The sequence below is a fragment of the Actinosynnema sp. genome, assembly GCF_052038725.1.
This window is the reverse complement of sequence record NZ_JBQGCX010000104.1, coordinates 1-3224: the sequence shown is the minus strand read 5'-3', so window position 1 is coordinate 3224 and position 3224 is coordinate 1. Positions and strand designations below refer to the sequence as shown.

Here is a 3224-nt window from a genome sequence, read left to right as displayed (position 1 = left end):
CGACGCGGGTGAAGGACCCGGTCGTCGGGGCGGCGGGTGGGGGTTGTGGGGGCGTGCGGTGGGGAAACGGGTTGGGGGTGCGGTGGGACCGGAGGGTCCACGAGGGTGATCGTTAGTTGCCCTGCCGCCGTTCCCCCTGTTCAGCAGCTTGATCACACTTCCCCGCCCCCTGCCCGCCGGGAGGGTGCGGGAGGCCGCAGCGTGTGGGCTGGGAACGGGGGTACGTGATGGGGGTGCTGGTCATCGGGAGCGGGTACCTGGGTGGTGCGGTCGCTGGGCGGCTGCGGGCTGGTGGTGTTGACGCTGTGGTGTGCTCGCGGCGGCGGCCTGGGGCGGGGGCTGCTGGTGGGGCGCCTTGGCGGGAGTTGGACGTTCGGGATGGGCGGGCCTGTCGGGAGCTCGTGGCGGAGCTCGCGCCTGAGGGTGTTGTGGTGGTGCACGGGCCGTCCGACATCACCTGGTGCGAGGCGAATCCCGCGCTCGCCCGCGAGGCTCACGTCGGTGGGGCTCGGAACATCGCCGACGCCGTCGAGGGGCGGCACGTGGTGTTGATATCCACCGACAACGTGTTCGACGGGACCCGTGCCAGCAGTGGGGAGTCCGACCCGGTCTCGCCCGCGAACGCCTACGGCGCGGCGAAGCTCGCCGCTGAGCGGACGTTCCTGGAGCGGGGCAGCGCGTTGGCCCTCCGGGTCAGCCTGGTGCACGGGTGGGACCCGGACGGGTTGCGGCCGAACTTCGCCACGACCTGCCTGCGGGCCCTGCGGGACGGGCGGGAGCTGGACGTGCCCGAGGACCACTGGAACACGCCCGTGCACGTGGACGACGTGTCGGCCTGGGTGGTGGCGCTGCTGGCAGCCCGGCGCACCGGGGTGCTGCACCTCGGGGGGCCCGACCGGCTCAGCAGGCTGGAGTGGGCGCGGCGGATCGCCACCGCGCAGGGGTTGGACGCCGGGTTGTTGCGGCCGGTGCGGCGCGCGGACAGCGCGTACGCCTGCCGCCCCGAGAACGCCTGCCTGCACAGCGAGCGCGCGGCGCTGCTGCCCGAGCTGGCCGGGTTGGCGCCGGAAGGGGTGGACGTGAGCGCGCGCCGACTGCCACGGGAGGGCTGACGCGGGGAGGGCGGCCCGGAGCAGGACCAGCTGGAGCAGGACGACCCGAGGAAGTCCGAGCAGTGGAGGACCGTTGACGCAGCAGCACACCGACCCTACCGGCGCAGCGAACCCGGACCCGGAACCGGCGCAGAGCACGGCCCCGGCCCGAAGCGCGGCGCAGGACCCGGCCCGGAACCCGATCCCCACCCCGACCACCCAGGCGGGCGCGCGGGCCACGCCCGACGTCTCCCCCGCCGCCCCCCTCCGCGCCGAGCACCTGTTCCTCGCCAGCAAGCGCGCCGTCGTCACCTACGCGCCCGACGAGTCCGGCGAGCTCCGCGCCTGGCTCGCCCCCGGTGGCACCGGGAACGTCGTCGCCGAGCAGGCCGGGTACCTCGACGTGTCCTGGATCGCCAGCGCCGACACCGACGACGACCACCGCGCGGTCGAGCAGAACCCGGACGGCGCGGTCGTCGAGCTGCCCTCCGGGCGGTCCATCCGGCTGCACCAGATCCGGCACGACCGCCAGGTGTTCCGGGCGGTGCAGGACCTGTTCACCGCCGAGCTCATGTGGGCGGGCAACAACTACGGCTGGGACCGGTGGACCACGCCCACGTTCGACGGGTCCACGCGCGAGGTGTGGGAGCTGTTCGGGCGCTTCACCGAGGACTTCGCCGACGAGCTGCTGCGCCGCTCCGAAGGCGTGGACTCGCCGGTGTTCCTGGTGCACGACTACCAGCTCGTGCGGGTGCCGCAGCACGTGCGGGCGGCGCGGCCGGACGCGCCGATCCTGCTGTTCGTGCACATCCCCTGGCCGTCCGCGGACTACTGGCGGATCATGCCCAAGCAGGTGCGGGTGAGCGTGCTGGAGGGGATGCTCGCCTCCGACGTCATCGGGTTCTTCAGCGCCCGCTGGGTGCGCAACTTCCTGGCCTGCGTAGCCGACCTGCTGCCGGACGCCGAGGTGGAGGGCACGTCCGTGCGCCGGCGCGGGCGCACCACGCGGGTGCTCGCCCAGCCGCTCGGGTACAGCCCGGAGACCGTGCGGCGCCGGGAGTCCGCGCTGCCGCCGGGGATCGCCGAGTGGGCCGGTGACGCGAAGCTCGTGGTGCACTCCGGGCGCACCGACCCGATCAAGAACGGCTGGCGGGCGGTGCGGGCGTTCACCCGCGCCGTGCGGGACAACCCGGAGCTGCGCGGGACGCGGATGCTGGTGCGGATGAACCCCAACCGGCTGTACGTGCCCGCCAACGCCGACTACGTGCGCCGGGTGGAGGAGGAGGTCGAGCGGGCCAACGCCGAGCTGGGCGCGGACACCGTGCGCACGCACTGCGACAACGACGTGAACCACACCTTCGGCTGCTTCGAGCGGGCCGACCTGCTGGTGTTCAACTCCACTGTGGACGGTCAGAACCTGAGCGTGTTCGAGGCCCCGCTGGTGAACCGGCGGGACGCGGACGTGGTGCTGTCGGAGCTGGCGGGCGCCGCGGAGATCCTCGGGCCGGTGTGCCGGGAGGTGAACCCGCAGGACGTCGCCGAGCAGGCCGAGGCGATCGCGGCCGGGCTGCTGGCCCCGCGCGAGGACCGGGCGCGGGCGGCGCAGGTGCGGCGGGACACCGCGCGGCCGTGGACGCTGGAGCGGTGGGTGGACGACCAGCTGGCCAGCCTGGGGCTGCGCTGATGACGGCGCGGGACGCGGTCAGGCAGGGCAGTCAGGCCGCGCACGACGCCGCCTACTACGGCCTCGGCGACGCGCTGCTGGTGCGCGGCGAGGGCGTGCGGGTGTGGGACGAGTCGGGGCGCGAGTACCTGGACTGCGTGTCCGGCACGTTCAACCTCGTGCTGGGGCACAACCACCCCGAGGTGGTGGCGGCGGTCAAGCGGCAGGCCGACGAGCTGGTGTTCGCCAGCTCCTCGTTCCAGACCGCGCCCACCAACCGGGTGCTGGAGCTGCTCGCGGAGCTGGCGCCGGACGGGCTGGACCGGGTCAACCTGCGCAGCGCGGGCGGGTCCACCGCCAACGAGGGCGCCATCAAGATGGCCCAGTGGCACACCGGCAAGCGCGACGTGGTGGTGCCGTTCCGGGGGCACCTCGGCCAGACCATCGCGACCGCCAGCTACAACGGGACC

3 protein-coding genes are annotated in these 3224 nt (G+C 73.9%); all 3 read left to right on the top strand.

What is annotated here, in order from left to right:
- Positions 1–227: 227 nt before the first annotated feature.
- The gene (locus tag ACTUAL_RS02055; RefSeq protein WP_440899064.1) at positions 228–1112 is read left to right on the top strand and encodes an SDR family oxidoreductase; all 885 of its coding nucleotides are present in this window, start codon (positions 228–230) and stop codon (positions 1110–1112) included.
- 73 nt (positions 1113–1185) lie between these two features.
- On the top strand, positions 1186–2775 hold the full coding sequence (locus tag ACTUAL_RS02050; RefSeq protein ID WP_440899063.1) for a trehalose-6-phosphate synthase: 1590 nt from the start codon (positions 1186–1188) through the stop codon (positions 2773–2775).
- Positions 2775–3224 (top strand): aminotransferase class III-fold pyridoxal phosphate-dependent enzyme (locus ACTUAL_RS02045; RefSeq protein WP_440899062.1); only part of this gene is annotated, 450 nt, incomplete at its 3' end. The genes ACTUAL_RS02050 and ACTUAL_RS02045, both read left to right, overlap by 1 nt.

Excerpts from the sequence above, each read along its gene's own strand:
- ACTUAL_RS02055 (WP_440899064.1), top strand. The coding sequence starts at position 228 with ATGGGGGTGCTGGTCATCGGGAGCGGGTACCTGGGTGGTGCGGTCGCT.